General features: G+C 72.2%; 17 protein-coding genes. 10 read left to right on the top strand and 7 right to left on the bottom strand.

Translation table 11 applies throughout. The features are described from left to right. The first annotated feature begins 98 nt into the window (after nucleotides 1–98). The 3 genes from ABD327_RS02810 to ABD327_RS02800 are packed head-to-tail and all read left to right on the top strand — an operon-like array spanning nucleotide 99 to nucleotide 1,787. Nucleotides 99–497, top strand: a complete 399-nt coding sequence (locus ABD327_RS02810) for a phage holin family protein (RefSeq protein WP_344448489.1) — start codon at nucleotides 99–101, stop codon at nucleotides 495–497. Continuing rightward, nucleotides 487–1,359: an alpha/beta fold hydrolase gene (locus ABD327_RS02805; protein WP_344448488.1), complete on the top strand. Its 873-nt coding sequence runs from the start codon at nucleotides 487–489 to the stop codon at nucleotides 1,357–1,359. The genes ABD327_RS02810 and ABD327_RS02805 overlap by 11 nt, the downstream gene beginning before the upstream one ends. Nucleotides 1,360–1,361: 2 nt before the next feature. After that, the gene (locus ABD327_RS02800) at nucleotides 1,362–1,787 is read left to right on the top strand and encodes a DUF309 domain-containing protein (RefSeq protein WP_344448487.1); all 426 of its coding nucleotides are present in this window, start codon (nucleotides 1,362–1,364) and stop codon (nucleotides 1,785–1,787) included. Between the two features lie 3 nt (nucleotides 1,788–1,790). Here the strand turns inward: ABD327_RS02800 and ABD327_RS02795 are convergent, their stop codons facing one another. From ABD327_RS02795 to nth, 3 genes are all read right to left on the bottom strand, one after another. Then, a complete protein-coding gene (locus tag ABD327_RS02795; RefSeq protein WP_344448486.1) occupies nucleotides 1,791–2,987 on the bottom strand; it encodes a MarP family serine protease in 1,197 nt (398 codons plus the stop codon). Nucleotides 2,988–3,072: 85 nt separating this feature from the next. Beyond that, nucleotides 3,073–3,711 carry an NUDIX hydrolase gene (locus ABD327_RS02790; RefSeq protein WP_425547032.1) on the bottom strand — a complete coding sequence of 213 codons (639 nt, stop codon included), beginning with the start codon at nucleotides 3,709–3,711 and terminating at the stop codon, nucleotides 3,073–3,075. A gap of 32 nt (nucleotides 3,712–3,743) precedes the next feature. Continuing rightward, complete coding sequence (gene nth, locus ABD327_RS02785) at nucleotides 3,744–4,484, bottom strand: endonuclease III (RefSeq protein WP_344448485.1); 741 nt, start codon at nucleotides 4,482–4,484, stop codon at nucleotides 3,744–3,746. 324 nt (nucleotides 4,485–4,808) lie between these two features. Here nth and bla point away from each other — a divergent pair, with 324 nt between their 5' ends. From bla to ABD327_RS02770, 3 genes are all read left to right on the top strand, one after another. Next, a complete protein-coding gene (gene bla / locus ABD327_RS02780) occupies nucleotides 4,809–5,744 on the top strand; it encodes a class A beta-lactamase (protein WP_425547031.1) in 936 nt (311 codons plus the stop codon). 98 nt (nucleotides 5,745–5,842) lie between these two features. After that, nucleotides 5,843–6,676, top strand: a complete 834-nt coding sequence (locus ABD327_RS02775) for an S-methyl-5'-thioadenosine phosphorylase (RefSeq protein WP_344448483.1) — start codon at nucleotides 5,843–5,845, stop codon at nucleotides 6,674–6,676. Then, nucleotides 6,673–7,797: an NAD-dependent epimerase/dehydratase family protein gene (locus tag ABD327_RS02770; protein WP_344448482.1), complete on the top strand. Its 1,125-nt coding sequence runs from the start codon at nucleotides 6,673–6,675 to the stop codon at nucleotides 7,795–7,797. Before ABD327_RS02775 ends, ABD327_RS02770 begins: the two co-directional genes overlap by 4 nt. Before the next feature lie 106 nt (nucleotides 7,798–7,903). Here the strand turns inward: ABD327_RS02770 and ABD327_RS02765 are convergent, their stop codons facing one another. After that, complete coding sequence (locus ABD327_RS02765; RefSeq protein ID WP_344448481.1) at nucleotides 7,904–8,377, bottom strand: hypothetical protein; 474 nt, start codon at nucleotides 8,375–8,377, stop codon at nucleotides 7,904–7,906. 136 nt (nucleotides 8,378–8,513) lie between these two features. Between ABD327_RS02765 and ABD327_RS02760 the strand changes: the two genes are divergently transcribed. Both ABD327_RS02760 and ABD327_RS02755 read left to right on the top strand, forming a co-directional pair. Next, nucleotides 8,514–9,806, top strand: coding sequence for a DUF2064 domain-containing protein (locus tag ABD327_RS02760; RefSeq protein WP_344448480.1), 1,293 nt, complete (start codon nucleotides 8,514–8,516; stop codon nucleotides 9,804–9,806). Continuing rightward, complete coding sequence (locus ABD327_RS02755) at nucleotides 9,803–10,486, top strand: methyltransferase domain-containing protein (protein ID WP_344448478.1); 684 nt, start codon at nucleotides 9,803–9,805, stop codon at nucleotides 10,484–10,486. The genes ABD327_RS02760 and ABD327_RS02755 overlap by 4 nt, the downstream gene beginning before the upstream one ends. On the opposite strand, the gene ABD327_RS02750 is transcribed toward ABD327_RS02755, so the two are convergent. After that, nucleotides 10,413–11,813, bottom strand: coding sequence for a hypothetical protein (locus ABD327_RS02750; RefSeq protein WP_344448477.1), 1,401 nt, complete (start codon nucleotides 11,811–11,813; stop codon nucleotides 10,413–10,415). The two genes, ABD327_RS02755 and ABD327_RS02750, sit on opposite strands and share 74 nt — an antisense overlap. 114 nt (nucleotides 11,814–11,927) lie before the next feature. Here ABD327_RS02750 and ABD327_RS02745 point away from each other — a divergent pair, with 114 nt between their 5' ends. Beyond that, a complete protein-coding gene (locus ABD327_RS02745) occupies nucleotides 11,928–13,040 on the top strand; it encodes a molybdopterin-dependent oxidoreductase (RefSeq protein ID WP_344448476.1) in 1,113 nt (370 codons plus the stop codon). Next, the gene (locus tag ABD327_RS02740) at nucleotides 13,040–13,489 is read left to right on the top strand and encodes a hypothetical protein (protein WP_344448475.1); all 450 of its coding nucleotides are present in this window, start codon (nucleotides 13,040–13,042) and stop codon (nucleotides 13,487–13,489) included. The genes ABD327_RS02745 and ABD327_RS02740 overlap by 1 nt, the downstream gene beginning before the upstream one ends. Here ABD327_RS02740 and ABD327_RS02735 read toward each other — a convergent pair. Then, nucleotides 13,452–14,018 (bottom strand): type 1 glutamine amidotransferase domain-containing protein, encoded by a 567-nt coding sequence (locus ABD327_RS02735; protein WP_344448474.1) that lies wholly within the window; start codon nucleotides 14,016–14,018, stop codon nucleotides 13,452–13,454. The genes ABD327_RS02740 and ABD327_RS02735 overlap by 38 nt on opposite strands. A 2-nt stretch (nucleotides 14,019–14,020) precedes the next feature. Continuing rightward, nucleotides 14,021–14,560 carry a DUF892 family protein gene (locus tag ABD327_RS02730; protein ID WP_344448473.1) on the bottom strand — a complete coding sequence of 180 codons (540 nt, stop codon included), beginning with the start codon at nucleotides 14,558–14,560 and terminating at the stop codon, nucleotides 14,021–14,023. Nucleotides 14,561–14,625: the final 65 nt, after the last annotated feature.

The raw sequence follows: 14,625 nt of genomic DNA, 5'->3' as shown, positions 1-14,625 counted from the left end.
AGAGTGACCATGACGGCATCGGCGATGGCCGTTCATGGTGTTCGGCTTCCGGGTAAGGAACCACGCGCCCTGAGCACCGGTACCGAGAGGGAGTTCTCATGACTCGACCGAACGTCGAGGACCAGAGCCTCGGCGAGCTCGTCGCGGCCGCGACCGGCAACGTCCAGAAGCTGGTCAGGGCCGAGCTGGAGCTCGCCAAGCTCGAACTGAAGGCGGACGCCAAGAAGGCGGCGATCGGCGGCGGTCTGTTCGCGATCGCCGGCCTGATCGCCGGTGTGATCGTCATCCTGATGTCGATCTCGTTCGCGTACATGCTGGTCGGGCTGGGCATGTGGCACTGGGCCGCGTTCGCCGTGGTGTCCGGGCTCTACCTGCTGCTGGCCGCCGTCCTGATCCTCGTGGGCTGGCTGCGGATCCGCAAGATCGACGGGGCGAAGCGCACCCGGCAGACCCTTCAGGACGGCGTGAAGATGCTCAAGCGTTCCCGTGACCACTGAGCTCGCGGGTCCCTGGACTCACCGCGACGTCAGCGCCCGAGGCACCCGCTTCCACATCGCCGAGCTGGGCGAGGGCCCGCTGGTCCTGCTCCTCCACGGCTTCCCCGAGACCTGGTGGAGCTGGCACCACCAGCTGGTCGCCCTCTCCGAGTCCGGTTACCGGGCGGTGGCCGTCGACCTGCGCGGCTACGGGGGCAGCGACAAGCCTCCTCGCGGTTATGACCTCGTCACTCTCGCGGGGGACGTGACCGGGTTGATCCGCGCGCTCGGCGAGGCCAACGCGATCGTCGTCGGCCACGACTGGGGCGGCCTGGTCGCCTGGACGACCGCCGTGTACCACCCGAAGGTCGTGCAGCGCCTGGTCGCCGTCTCCGCCCCGCATCCGCTGCGCCTGCGGCAGTCCCCCTGGACGAACTGGATGGCGCACACCGCCCTCTACCAGCTTCCGATGTGGCCGGAACGCGACCTCGTCAAGAACGACGCGGACCGGGCCGCCCGTCTTCTGCACCACTGGTCGGGTCCGGGCTGGCCGGACGCGGAGACCGAACGCAACGTACGGGACGCCATACAGATCCCGGGTGCGGCGCACTGCGCGCTCGAGTACCACCGCTGGCTGGTGCGTTCCACGCCCCGTCCGGACGGCATCCGTTACGGGCACCGTATGGCCGCTCCCGTCCTGGCCCCCACGCTGCACCTTCACGGCATGATCGATCCTGCGATCCCGCAGTACGCGGCCCAGGGGTCGGGTCGTTACGTCGAGGCCCCGTACTCCTGGAAGGTGATCGAGGCGGCCGGTCACTTCCCGCACCAGGAGCGCCCACAGGCGTTCAACGACGCGCTCCTGTCGTGGTTGAGTGAATAGCCGTGTCCGAACGCGACCGCGACCAGTCCGGACGTCCGCGTAACGCCCGTCCCCGGGACGCGTACGGCCGTCCTCTCCCCTATGACGCCGAGGGCGTCCCGACGATGCCGGACGAGCTGGAACTCGGGCCGGAAGAGACCATCGCCGAAGCGAAGCGCCTGCTGGACGAAGATCGTCCCTTCCACGCGCACGAAGTCCTCGAAGCCCGCTGGAAGACGTGCCCCGAAGAGGAGCGCCCGCTGTGGCGCGGGCTCGCGCAACTCGCCGTGGGCGTCACCCACCTGCGCCGCGGCAACGAGAGGGGCGCCCAAGCGCTCTTCGACCGGGCCTGTGCGGTTCTGGACGCCTACACGGGCCCCCGGTGGGGTCTGGACGTACCGGCGATCATCACAGACGTGACGGAGAGCCGGGAGCTCCGGCTGCGCTGACCGTCAGCCGGCGCACCTGTCGGTGTGCGCGGCCTGGGTGGCGTTCTGGCCGGCCTGGACGTCCGGCGCGATCTCGTCGGCGGTCAGCGCGTACCCCGTGTCGGAGTCGTGCTCGCGGGCCGCGAAGATCACTCCGAACACCCGTCCGTCCTCGGCGAGCAGCGGGCCGCCGGAGTTGCCCTGCTCGACGCGTCCGCGCAGCGCGTAGATCTCGCGGGTGACCTGGGAGCCGCCGTAGATGTCGGGCCCGTTGGCCCGCTGGCGGGCGCTGATCTTGGCGGCCCGGACCGTGTACGGCCGGTTCTTCGGGAAGCCCGCCACGACCGCGGCGTCCCCCCGCTTGGCCTCGGAGTCGAACTGCAGGGCCTGTGCCTTCAGGCCCGGAACGTAGACGACGGCGATGTCGCGCTTGGCGTTGTAGAGCACGACCCGTCCGCGAAGCTCGCGGGAGGCGACCTGGACGGACAGCGAGCCGCGGGTTCCCGCCACCACGTGGGCGTTGGTCATGATCCGTTCGGGAGCGAAGACGAAACCCGTGCCCTCGATGCGCTTGCCGCAGTCCGGGGCGGTGCCGATGATCTTGGCGATGCTGTAGCGGGCGCTGCGCAGGGCCGGCGAGGTCTCCACGGACTTGTCGGGCGGTCCCACGTCGACCAGCGGTTCCCCTCCCAGCCCGTTGAAGACCTTGGGGAACTCGGTGCCGTCCACGAACTTGTCGAACGACTCGGCCCACTGGTCCGCCGCGTAAGGCATGACGCCGTCCACGGCCTCGAGCACGGCCGAGTTGTGGACCTGCTTGGCCACCACCCGGATGGGCGACTGGTCGAGGAGGACGATCCCGATGAACCAGGCGACGAGCAGCAGCGACATCACGCTGACCACCGCGCCGCCCGCGGCGTCCACGACCCTGGCGTGGTCGCCGGTGACGCGGTTGCGCAGCATGGCGCCCGCGGACGAGGCGAGGAGCTGGCCGAAGGTCGCGGCGAGGAACGCGATGACGATCGCCAGCAGCGCCTGCTGGGCCGCTCCCTCCACCACCCACTTCACCAGCGGCGGGGCGATGACGACGCCGAGGATGCCGCCTCCGACGAAGCCCACGAAGCTCAACAGGCCCACGATGAAGCCCTGCCGGTACCCCGAGACCGCGAAGAGCACGATCAGCAGGAGCAGGATCAGATCGAGTACGTGGTCGCCCAACACCGCTTCAAAGTACAGGGAGATCGCGGGTTTTCCAGTCCCCTGGAGGGAGGAGATGCCATTCAGGCGTGTCACCGTACAGGGTGATTCATCCCCTGGCGGCCAGGTTCAGGACGTCCGGAGGCAGGTCCTCCGTCCGGTCGGCGTCCCACGGCACCGCCCAGCCGCCCGCCTCCAGGAGGTTGTCCAGCAGGCCCGCGGTGAACCCCCAGACGAGCATGTCGCGCACCCGGAAAGCGGGGCCGATGAAACCGCCCGGAGCGCGCAGGGAGACCCGGTTCCCGGGGTCGACCAGCTCCCCGATCGGGACGCGCGCCACCGCGGCCACCTCGCCCGGATGCCCCGGGGAGACGTCGGACGGGTCGTGCCACCAGGCCGCGACGGGCGTCACCCGGAAGTTGCTCCGCGACAGGTACAGCTCCGGGAGGGCTCCCAGCACCGTCACCCCGTCGGGGTCGACGCCCGTCTCCTCCTCCGCCTCCCGCAGGGCCGCCGCGATCGGGCCGTCGTCCTCGGGGTCGATCGCGCCGCCCGGGAAGGCCGGCTGGCCCGCGTGCTTCTTCAGGGTCGCGGCCCGTTCGATCAGCAGGACGTCGGGCCCCTGGGGCCCCTCGCCGAAGAGCACCAGCACCGCCGCGGGACGTGCGTGCGGCGCGGGCCGCAGGAAGGCGGGGACGTCCAGCTTCGGCGCGCGTTCGCGGAACAGGTCGAGCCATGAGGGGATCACGCTCGGGGCAACGTTCCCCGGCACGGAATTATTCACGCGAAGGACCTGTCTCTGATCAGCTTGGCGGCGACCTTGGGCTCGGTGGGGCCTTCACCATACGACGGGCAGTCCGGCGCCAGCGGGCACGCCCCGCAGGCGGGCCGCCGGGCGTGGCAGCGCCGCCGCCCGTGCCAGACCAGCCGGTGCGAGAGCATCGTCCAGTCCCGCTTCTCGAACAGCTTCGCGATCTCCTGCTCGACCTTCTCCGGGTCCTCCTCCGTGGTCCAGCCGAAGCGCCGCACCACCCGCCCGAAGTGGGTGTCCACCGTCAGGCCCGGCACCCCGAAGGCGTTGCCGAGCACCACGTTCGCCGTCTTGCGGCCGACCCCGGGCAGCGTCACGAGGTCCTCGAGCCGTCCCGGCACCTCCCCGCCGAAGCGGTCCCGCAGCCCCGTGGCAAGACCGATGATCGACTTGGTCTTCGCCCGGAAGAACCCGGTCGGCTTGATGATGGCCTCCACGTCCTCCGGGTTCGCCGCCGCCAGCTCCTCGGGCGTGGGGTACTCCGCGAAGAGCGCCGGGGTCGTCAGGTTGACCCGGGAGTCCGTCGTCTGCGCCGAGAGCACGGTGGCGACCAGCAGCTGGAAGGGGTTCTCGAAGTTCAGCTCGCAATGCGCGTCGGGATACGTCTCCGCCAGCACCCTGTCCATCCGCCGGGCCCGCCGCACCAGCCCCAGCCTGGTCTCCTTCTGGAACCGTCGAGCCCTCTGCCCCGAGGGCACCTGCGTCGCCATAGCGCCAGGGTAGGACCTCCGGCCCGGTGCCCGCCCGGACACCGGCGCATCCGCCGCGGTGAGATCGGCGCGCCTGGCGGCACCGGTCCGCCCCTGGAACGCCGGATGACCGAGGCCGTCTCCCGCCCGCACCGCCGCAAAGAATGTGATCCATACCACATTTGACACAATGCGCCGCTTGCCGGACATAAAGGCGGCGTCCGCAACAGGTGAACGCCCCCGGTCACGACCCGGGACAGGCCGCGAGCGCTGGAACGCGGAGCGCCCCCGGGTGTTTAGATTGATCGTCTGCGACGAGTTCCACTCGAAGACCGGGGGGCCTGCATGGAACGCCGAACGATGTTGAAAGCACTTCTGGCGGTGCCGTTCGCCGCGGCCTGCAGCGGTTCGGACGGTGCCGCCGCCCCGCGCGCGTCTCGTTCTTCCGGGCCGGCGGCCCCTCAGAGCCCCGCCACCACGGCGACGCCGGCCCTCAGTGTCGAGCCGGCGCTGCGGCGCCTGGAGAAGCGCTTCGGAGTCCGTCTCGGGATCTCGGCCACGGACACGGCCAGTGGGCTGTCCGTCGGATACCGGCAGGACGAGCGGTTCGCGATGTGCTCGACCTTCAAGACGTACGCCGTCGCCGCGGTCCTCCGCGCCCATGCTTCGGACTCCGGTCTCCTCGGCCGCAGGATCCGCTTTTCCCGGGCCGACCTGGTGCCGCACTCCCCCGTCACCGAGAATCGCGTGAACAGCGGGATGACGGTCGCCGAACTGTGCGGGGCCGCTCTCCTCCAGAGCGACAACACCGCCTCCAACGCGTTGCTCGACCTTCTGGGCGGGCCTTCCGCAGTGACCTCCTTCGCCCGCTCCATCGGTGACCCGACGACCCGGCTGGACCGCCGCGAACCCGAGCTCAACGACGTCACTCCCGGTTCCCTCCTGGACACCACCACTCCGGCCGGCATGGCCGCCGGATACCGCGCGCTCCTCCTCGGCGACGCCCTCGCCCGGCCCGAACGCGACCGGCTCACCCGCTGGATGAAGGCCAACCGCACCGGCGAGGACCGCATCCGCGCGGGTCTCCCCGAAGGCTGGACGGCCGCCGACAAGACCGGCACCGGCGAGTACTCCGCCGTCAACGACGTCGGAGTCGCCTGGGCTCCCGACGGCCGTTCCCTGACCATCGCCGCCTTCGCCGACAAACCCGCCAAAAACGGCACCTACGAGGACCGGGTCATCGCCGAAGCCACGGAGATCGTCGTCAAGGCCCTCGCCTGAGGCCCTCCGCCGTTCCCCGCCGGAGGAGGTTCTTACCGATCGCGAACGGTCGTGTCCGGGCCGGGGCTTTCAGGGAGGCGCGCTTCTAGGGTGACGCCGTGACTGAGATCAAATGGGGTGTCATCGGCGGGTCCGGGCTGTACGAGTTGCTGGACGACGTGGAGGAGGTGAAGATCTCCACTCCGTTCGGGGAGCCCAGCGACTCGCTCTTCGCGGGTGAGGTCGGCGGGCGCGGGGTGGTGTTCCTGCCCAGGCACGGGCGGGGGCACCGGGTGCCGCCGCACCGGATCAACTACCGGGCCAACCTGTGGGCCCTGCGGTCGCTGGGGGTGGAGAGGGTCCTGGCGCCCTCGGCGGTCGGCGGGCTGCGGGCGGAGTACGGGCCGGGGACGCTGCTCGTCCCCGACCAGTTCGTGGACCGGACGTCGGGCCGCGTGCAGACCTTCTACGACGGTGAGTCCCTTCCCGGCGAGGGGCCGGACCTGCCCGGGGGAGCGGAAGGCGTCGTGCACGTCTCGCTCGCCGACCCCTACTGCCCGGACGGCAGGGAGGCCGCGCTCGCGGCGGCCCGCGCCCACGGCTGGGAGCCGGTGGACGGCGGCACTCTCGTGGTGATCGAGGGACCGAGGTTCTCCACCCGGGCGGAGTCCCGCTGGTTCGCGGAGAACGGCTGGTCGGTCGTGGGCATGACCGGCCATCCCGAAGCCGTCCTGGCCCGCGAACTGGCCCTGTGCTACACGCCCCTGTGTCTGGTGACGGATCTGGACGCCGGTGTCGAGCGCGGCGACGGCGTGACGATGGCCGAGGTGTTCGCGGAGTTCTCCCGCAACGTGGACCGCCTCAGGTCCGTCCTGTTCACCGCCCTGGAGCGCCTCTCCACACGACGGGACTGCGCCTGCTCCCGCGTCCTGGACGGCATGGGGGCGGCATGAACGTCCTGGTGACCGGAGGAGCCGGGTTCATCGGAAGCGCCGTCGTGCGCCGGCTGCGCGCGCAGGGCCACCACGTCCGGATCCTCGACGCCCTGCTGCCCGCCGCCCATCCCGCCGGCCCGCCGGAGCACTGGCCGGCGTCTGGGAGCCGGTCCGCCCGTCCGGCGGAGCCGCCGGCGGTGAGAGCGGGCCCGCCGTACGCGGGGGACGTCGAGTTCCGGGTCGGCGACGTGCGGGACGTCCAAGCGGTGGAGGACGCGCTCGACGGGATCGACGTGGTGTGCCACCAGGCGGCGATGGTCGGTCTGGGGGTGGACCTGGACGACGCGCCGGACTACGTGGGCTGCAACGATCTGGGGACCGCGGTGCTGCTGTCGGCGATGGCGCGGCGCGGGCTGAAGAGGCTGGTCCTGGCCGGGTCGATGGTCGTCTACGGCGAGGGCCGGTACGAGTGCGGGCTGCACGGGGACGTGGCGCCCGGCCCCCGGACGAAGGCCGATCTCGACTCGGGCATGTTCGAGCCTCCCTGCCCGGCCTGCGGGGCTCCCCTGCGACCGGGCCTCGTGGGGGAGGACGCGCCCCTCGATCCGCGCAACGTCTACGCCGCGAGCAAGGTGGCGCAGGAGCATCTGGCCTCCGCCTGGGCCCGTGCGTCCGGCGGCCGGGTGATCGCCTTGAGGTACCACAACGTGTACGGCCCGGGAATGCCGAAGGACACCCCCTACGCGGGTGTGGCCTCGCTGTTCCGGTCCGCGCTGGCGCGGGGCGAGGCTCCCCGCGTGTTCGAGGACGGCGGCCAGCGGCGCGACTTCGTCCACGTCGACGACGTCGCGGACGCGAACACGACGGCCGTCGCGGCGGTCGCCGAGGCTCCGGAGGGGGCGGTCCGCGCCTACAACGTCGGCAGCGGCGAGCCGCACACGGTCGGAGAGATGGCCTCCGCGCTGGCAGCCGCCCACGGCGGCCCGGCCCCTCTCGTGACCGGCGAGTACCGCCTGGGCGACGTCCGGCACATCACCGCGGACTCGTCCCGCCTCCGCGACGAACTCGGCTGGCGGCCCGGAGTCCCCTTCGCCGAAGGCATGCGGGCCTTCGCCCGCGAACCGCTGCGAGGCGGCTGAACCGGGCCGGTTCGTCCCAGGCCGGAGACCCGGCCCGGGACTCGGTCGCTCCGGAGGCCGCCGGTGCCGGGAGCGGCGGCCGGTACGTGGACCGGCCGGGCGGGGTTCAGGAGCGGGTGATCTCCAGCAGGTCGTCGGCCACGCCGGCGAGCCGGTCTATCTGGGGGCGCAGGCGGTCGGCGGCCTCCAGGGTCTCCAAGGTGGAGCGCAGTGCCGTCAAGGGCTCCTGGAGATCCTGGGAGATCCAGGCGACGAGTTCTCTGCGGGCGGCCTCGTGCGCCCGGGCGCGGTGGCGGTCCGCCGCGGCCTGGCGGCCCAGGAGCCAGGCGGTCAGCAGGGAGGTGCCGGCGCCCAGCGCGAGGACGACCAGGACGACGGCCAGGTCCCGGGCGGACAGGTACATCGCCCGGGCCGCGGACAGGGCGCCCGCGGCCGTCGCCAGCAGGGTGACGGCGGAGAGGGCGAACAGGGGGAGGTTCTCGAAGCGCCTCAGGAGCAGCCGGGTCACCGCCCAGCCCAGGATGCCGGTCGTTCCCGTGCCGAGGGCCGCCACGCCCGTGACCGCCATCAGGTCCGTCATCGGACCTCCTCTCCATGAACGCTGTCTCGGAGAATAGGGATCGGCGCGGGGGCCGGGCCCGGCCCGGCCGCGTCCGTAGGCGTTCCGTAAGAACTTCTCCGGGCCTCCCGGAAGATCACATCGTTAGCGTGTGTCCATGAGCGTCGATGTGGTGTTGCCCTGCCTGGACGAGGTGGAGGCCCTGCCCCGGGTGCTGGCCGGGATCCCGGAGGGCTGGCAGGCGATCGTGGTGGACAACGGGTCGTCCGACGGGTCCGCGGACGTCGCCCGGTCGCTCGGCGCGCACGTCGTGGAGGAGCCCCGGCGCGGGTTCGGGGCCGCCTGCCACGCCGGGCTGCGCGCCGCGACCGCCGAGATCGTCTGCTTCATGGACTGTGACGGTTCGCTCGACCCGGCCGAGCTCCACAGGGTCGTGGACCCGGTCGCGGCGGGCGAGGCCGATCTGGTGCTGGCACGCAGGAGACCCACCGCACGCGGCGCCTGGCCGCTGCACGCGCGCCTGGCCAACCTGGAGCTGGCCCGGAGGCTGCGGGCCCGCACGGGGGCCCCGCTGCACGACCTCGGCCCGATGCGCGCCGCGCGGCGCGAGCGGCTGCTGGCGCTCGGGCTCGGGGACCGCAGGTCCGGTTACCCGCTGGAGATGGTGCTCGCGGCCTCCGCCGCGGGCATGCGCATCGCGGAGACCGAGGTGGGCTACCGGCCCCGTGCCGGACGTTCGAAGGTTACCGGGACCCTGCGCGGCACTCGCCAGGCGATCACTGACATGCGCGCGGTGCTGGCCTCCCCGCCGCCGACGCTGCTCGTCATCGCCAAGGAGCCGGCGCCCGGCCGGGTCAAGACCCGGCTGACCCCCGCACGCACCCCGGAGGAGGCCGCCGCGCTGGCCGAGGCGGCGCTGGCCGACACCCTCGCGACCCTGGACGCGGTCCCCGCGGGCGAACGCGTCCTCGTCCTGGACGGCCGCCCCGGCCCGTGGCTCCCTTCCGGCTGGCGGGTCGTGCCGCAGGTGGAAGGCGGTCTGGACCTGCGGCTTGCCGCGGCGTTCACCCGGGTGAGGCAGGACGTCCCCGCTTTCCTCGTCGGCATGGACACTCCGCAGATCGCGGGGGAGCAGGTGGCCTCCCCCCTGTCCCCCGCCGGCCGCCGGGGGGTGGACGCCTGGTTCGGTCCCGCCGCCGACGGCGGCTTCTGGGCGCTCGGACTGGCCCGGCCGGAGCTCGCCGCCCGGCTCCTGCCCGGAGTCCCCATGTCGACCGACCGTACCGGCGAGGTCCTGCTGGCCCGGATGGAAGCGGCCGGGCTGCGCGTCCACCGGCTGCCGGAGCTCACCGACGTCGACACCGCGGAGACCGCCGACCTGGTCGCCTCGCTCGTTCCCGGAAGCCGGTTCGGGGCCCTCTGGTCCGCGCTGCCGGCGGTGTCCCGGTGACGAGGACCGCGGAGCTCCCCGCCGCGCCCTGGACGGGCGACGACCCTTTCGCAACGGCGGTCAGGGCGGGCAGGGGACCGCTCTGGCTGCGCGAGGAGAGCGGCCTGCGGCACCGTCTGGACGTCGAACGCTGGTGCGGTCCCGTGGACGCGGCCGACCGGCGGCTGCTCCACCGGAGCGCGCGGGACGGCGGCCCGGTCCTGGACGTCGGCTGCGGGCCCGGACGGCTGGTGGCGGAACTGCTCGCCCTCGGCGTCCCCGCGCTCGGCGTGGACCTGGCCGAGGCCTCGGTCAGCCGCACCAGGTCCCTGGGCGCGGCGGCGCTCTGCCGGTCGGTGTTCGACCGGCTGCCTGGAGAGGGCCGCTGGAGCGCTGCCCTGCTGGCCGACGGCAACCTCGGCATCGGCGGGGACCCCGCACGGCTGTTCGACAGGATCTCCGAACTGCTCGCGCCCGGCGGCCTCCTCCTCGTCGAGGTGGAGACCGCAGACGTCGACGAGCGGCTGACCGTCCGGGTCGAAGACGGGACGGGACGCCTGGGCGCGCCGTTCGTCTGGGCCAGGCTCGGCGCGGACGCCGCCGTCCTGCACGCGGCCCGCGCCGGCTTCACGGAGCGGGAGCGGTGGGACGACCGGGAACGGCGGTTCGTGGTCCTCGCCGCCGGAGCGCGACGGTCCTGACGGCCTGCCCGGCCACCACCGCGGCCAGGGCCAGGCCGTAGGCCGTGTCCTGGGCTTCGAGCCCGTGCAGGTAGACCACCTGCGCGGCCATCGGCACGCCCAGCCACTCCCACCGCCCGTCCAGAGCGACCAGCCCGACGAGCAGCAGCCCGTACCAGGGGTAGCCGGGAGTGAGCGCGAGCAGCGCGACACCGAACACCAGCAGCGCCCCGCTCCAAGGACGAAGCGGGTCGCCGTAGCGGAGTACGTAGAGGATCACCGCCAGCACCGCCGCCCCTGCGGCGATCACCGCGAGGTCCTCGGGGACGACGAGGCGGAGGAGCGCGAACCGCTTCAGTTCCTCGGAGTCGTAGCCTTCCTCCTTCAGGTATCCGGGCAGATACCCCAGCACTCCGCTGCCTGAGGCCAGCACGTACGGAACGTAGGTGAGCGCGGCGACCACGACTGCCGTGACCGGCAGGACGAGGTCCTTGAGCCGGGGCCGCCGGGAGAGCACCCCCGCCATCGCCCCGGGAACGGCCAGGGCCGGGATGAGCTTGGTGGCGATGGCCGCGCCCAGCAGCGCCCCGCCTCCGGCGAGCCTTCCCTTGGCGGCCAGGGCGAGCCCGCCCACCACCAGCAGCACGCCCAGGGTGTCCACGTGGGCGTCGTTGACGGCCCACACCGCGACTCCGGGGAACCAGCCCCACAGCGCCGCCTGCCAGCGCCGCTCCAGGGGGAGCAGCCACAGCAGCAGCGCGCACAGCGAGAGCGCGAGCACGGCTCCCCCGACCTGTGCGGCCCGGACGCCGTACTTCCCCCCGAGCCCGTAGAGGGCCGCGAAGTACCCCTCCGCCACAGGTGGATAGATCGTGGGCACGGCGGGCCGGTTGACGTGGCTGCAGAAACCCGGCTTGGCCTTGCGCAGGTCCCAGCCCTTGCAGTCCGTCCCGACGGGGAACAACTCCGGTGCCCGCGCCCGCAGCCCGGCGAGTTCCGGAGCGTCCGGCGGGTGGGCGTAGGGCGAGATCCCCTCGGCCTGCACCCGGCCGTCCCACAGGTAGCGGTAGGAGTCGTCGCTGGTGCGCGGCGGCTCCAGGAGGCCCGTCGCCAGCACCGCGACGGTCCCCGCGAGCACCAGGAACGGCACGAGCACCGGCCTCACGAACTTCAACGCGACGACGGCGATCGCGAAGGACCCCAGGGCGATCGGATGCCAGTGGTCCAGCGGAGCGGCGTCGCGCAGGGTGCCGCCGGAGGTGAACGCCCCGGCCATCGCCCAGGACAGGGCCACGAGCGCCGGAACGCAGACAGCCAGGGCGATTCGGGATCGTATGGAGGGCTTCACCCGGCCAGACTGGCAGCGGCTCTCCCCGGAAACCCGCCCCGGCGGAGAGACGTTCGTGGTCTGTAAGCAGACTTTCGTATCCTCCGGGCACGTTCCGATGGTCCGCTGAAGGGCATGAACACCGAGTTCTTCCGCCGAGGGCCGTTCCGCGAGGGCGCGTTCCCGTCACGGCTGCACGAGCCCCGGTCGGCCGTGGTCCTCGGCCGCTGGCTCGGCTCGGCCCTGGTCGTCTGCCTCGCCACCGGGCTGATCAGCCATGCCCTGCAGGAGGGAAGCGGTCCGCTGCCGTCCCGGCCCGTCAACGGCTACCGCGTCACCCAGGGCCTGCACGTCATCAGCGGGCTGGCGATGATCCCGCTGCTGGGCGCCAAGCTGTGGACGGTCTACCCCCGCCTGTTCGAGTGGCCGCCGGTACGCGGCGTGCTGCACGCCTTGGAGCGGCTCGGCGTCGCGCTGCTGGTGGCCGCGTTGCTGCTGGAGGTGTTCACGGGACTGCTCAACACCGTCCAGTGGTATCCGTGGCCGTTCCCGTTCCGGGAGACGCACTACTGGCTCGCCTGGACCGCGGCCGGAGGACTGCTGCTCCACCTGGGTGCCAAGGCGCCCACGATCGCCGAGCACTGGCGGCGCAGAGGGCCCGAAGTCCCGGGCCGGCGCGGGTTCCTCACCGCCGTCGCCGCGTCCGTGGGACTGGTGACGCTCACGACGGCGGGGCAGACCGTGCCGTGGCTGGGCCGGTTCAATCTGTTCGGCGCGCGCAGCCCCGACTTCGGCCCCCAGGGGCTTCCGGTCAACCGGACCGCCGAGCAGGCGGGCACCGTCGAGATCCCCGAGGACTGGAGGCTCACGGTGAAGGGCCCGGACCAGGTCCGGCTGACTCTCGCCGACCTGGAGGCGATGCCCCAGTACACAGCCCGCCTGCCCATCGCCTGCGTCGAAGGCTGGAGCTTCTCCGCCGAATGGACGGGAGTGCGGTTGCGCGACCTGCTCGACCTGGTCGGCCTTCCCGAAGACGCCGCCGTCAAGATCACGTCCCTGGAGCGCCGAGGCTACTTCCGCACCAGCGAGATGGCCGCCTCCTACGCCCGCGACCCGCTCACCCTGCTCGCCCTCAAGGTGAACGGCGAGCCCCTCGCCCCCGACCACGGCTATCCGGCCCGGATCATCGCGCCGAACCGCCCCGGGGTGCTGCAGACCAAATGGGTGAAGACCCTGGAGGCCCTGTGATGCGGGCCTACCGGGTGTCGATGGTCCTCGCGGGCGTCTGCGTCATCGCCTTCGGCCTGCACGGGCTGGTGAACGACCCGCAGATCGCCGAGCCCGCGGACATCCTGGTGTGGGCGCTCTCCGCGGTCGTCGTCCACGACGGGCTCTGGCTGCCCCTGGCCTGCCTGGGCGGAGCGCTCCTCGCCCGGAGCACGGCGCCGCGCTTCGTGCTGATCGCGGCGGCCTCGGTCACCGCGGTCGCCCTGCCCGCCGTCCTGCGCGAGGACGCCGACCACGGCAACCCGACCCTCCTCCCCCTGTCCTACCAGCACCATCTCCTGCTCCTGCTCGGAGCCTGCGCCGCCGTCGCCGGAGCCGCCTGGACGGTCGAGCGGCTCCGGCGACGGCGTTCGGCGCGCGGGGAGGACGAGGTCAGTTCGCGGAGAAGACCTTCACGAAGGTCTCGTTGAAGGACGGGATGTCGTCGGGCTTGCGGCTGGTGACGAGGGTGTTGGTGCCCTTCTCGCAGACGACGACGGGCTCGTCGACCCAGGCGGCGCCGGCGTTCGTCAGGTCGGTGTGGAGGCTCGGCCACGAGGTGAGGGTGCGGCCGCCGGCCTCGTTGGCCTCGATGAGGATCCACGGGGCGTGGCAGATGGCCGCGACGGGCTTGCCGTCGGTGAAGAACCGCCGGACGAAGCGGACGGCGTCCGGGTTCATCCGGAGCATGTCGGGGTTGGCGACGCCGCCGGGCAGGACCAGCGCGTCGTACTCGGAGGCGTCGGCGGTGGACAGCGGCATGTCGACCCGCTGCCTGGCGCCCTTGTCGAGGTGCTGGAAGAGCTGGGCCTCCGAGCCCGCCTTGTCGACCGGCGAGATGAGCACCGGCCTGCCGCCCGCGGACTCCACGGCCCGCCAGGGCTCCTGCACCTCCACCTGCTCGGCGCCTTCGGGGGCGACGAGGAAGGCGACCACCTTGCCACGCAGTTCGTTCGCCATGGTTACTTCCCTCCCAACAGGTCGAGGAGGTCGTCGGCGTGCTCCTCCTCCTCGGCCAGGATGTCTTCCATGATCCGCCGGGTGGTGACGTCGTCGTCGCCCAGCCAGCGGATGATCTCCTGATAGGACTCGATGACGATCCGCTCGGCCACGAGGTTCTCCTGCAGCATGCCCCGCAGGTCCCCGTCCGAGAACGTCTCGTAGGTGGTGTGGGAGCGCTCCGCCAGCGTCTTGGGGTCGAAGTCGGGGTCGCCGCCGAGCTGGCTGATCCGCTCCGCGGCGCGCATCGCGTGGTTGCGCTCCTGCTTGGCGTGCTGCTGGAACTCGGCCACCACCTGCGCGCGGTCGATGCCGACCGCGGCGATGGCGTGCTGGCTGTAGCGCATCCAGCAGACGATCTCGGTGGCGACGACGTCGTTGAGCACCCCGATGACCGCCTCAGGCGCCTTGCCGTACGACTCGGTCACCGGACCGCTGTTCATCTTCTGTCTGGCGCGTTCGCGGATCGCGTTCACGTCGATGCTGAAAGTGTTCTCCGACATGTCAAAGTCCCCCCGAGGAAGCCAACGATTACCCCCATACACCGAATCGTTATGCCTTCCACCTA

The sequence above is a fragment of the Actinocorallia aurantiaca genome, from assembly GCF_039533685.1.
Lineage (GTDB): Bacteria > Actinomycetota > Actinomycetes > Streptosporangiales > Streptosporangiaceae > Actinocorallia > Actinocorallia aurantiaca.
This window is presented reverse-complemented; position numbering and strand designations above follow the sequence as displayed.

Excerpts from the sequence above, each read along its gene's own strand:
- ABD327_RS02810 (WP_344448489.1), top strand. The coding sequence starts at position 99 with ATGACTCGACCGAACGTCGAGGACCAGAGCCTCGGCGAGCTCGTCGCG.
- nth (WP_344448485.1), bottom strand. The coding sequence starts at position 4,484 with ATGGCGACGCAGGTGCCCTCGGGGCAGAGGGCTCGACGGTTCCAGAAG.
- bla (WP_425547031.1), top strand. The coding sequence starts at position 4,809 with ATGGAACGCCGAACGATGTTGAAAGCACTTCTGGCGGTGCCGTTCGCC.
- ABD327_RS02770 (WP_344448482.1), top strand. The coding sequence starts at position 6,673 with ATGAACGTCCTGGTGACCGGAGGAGCCGGGTTCATCGGAAGCGCCGTC.
- ABD327_RS02765 (WP_344448481.1), bottom strand. The coding sequence starts at position 8,377 with ATGACGGACCTGATGGCGGTCACGGGCGTGGCGGCCCTCGGCACGGGA.
- ABD327_RS02760 (WP_344448480.1), top strand. The coding sequence starts at position 8,514 with ATGAGCGTCGATGTGGTGTTGCCCTGCCTGGACGAGGTGGAGGCCCTG.
- ABD327_RS02745 (WP_344448476.1), top strand. The coding sequence starts at position 11,928 with ATGAACACCGAGTTCTTCCGCCGAGGGCCGTTCCGCGAGGGCGCGTTC.
- ABD327_RS02740 (WP_344448475.1), top strand. The coding sequence starts at position 13,040 with ATGCGGGCCTACCGGGTGTCGATGGTCCTCGCGGGCGTCTGCGTCATC.
- ABD327_RS02735 (WP_344448474.1), bottom strand. The coding sequence starts at position 14,018 with ATGGCGAACGAACTGCGTGGCAAGGTGGTCGCCTTCCTCGTCGCCCCC.
- ABD327_RS02730 (WP_344448473.1), bottom strand. The coding sequence starts at position 14,560 with ATGTCGGAGAACACTTTCAGCATCGACGTGAACGCGATCCGCGAACGC.